Raw genomic sequence first — 257 nt, 5'->3', positions numbered from 1 at the left:
CATCATGGGCGTGGCATTGGCAGCACCTTTGATGGTGATCGCCATCGTATGGGTGCAAGTCTTGTACATCAAATTCACCTTGGGTGATTATGCAGTGCGCGTACTGGATCAAAATGATGCGCAGATGCAAGCCGATCCCTTTGGGGATTGGGAAACTTATCAAAAAAAACAAGCCATCGAAAGCAATCCGTCTTTAAAGATGCGCCTACAGATGCTGCGCCGACGCAAGCTGGGCCAAGATGCGATCGATGCAGCGA

Annotated in this window: 1 protein-coding gene; it reads left to right on the top strand. The window is 50.2% G+C overall.

Annotated features, from left to right (window positions below; all coding sequences use genetic code 11):
- On the top strand, positions 1 to 257 hold a 257-nt coding region (locus QSV46_RS40240; protein WP_314964226.1), incomplete at both ends, for a hypothetical protein.

The organism is Bradyrhizobium cosmicum (assembly GCF_032290525.1).
Classification (GTDB): domain Bacteria; phylum Pseudomonadota; class Alphaproteobacteria; order Rhizobiales; family Xanthobacteraceae; genus Bradyrhizobium; species Bradyrhizobium cosmicum_A.
Note: the sequence above shows the minus strand (reverse complement) of the source record. Positions and strands in the feature narration are given on the sequence as shown.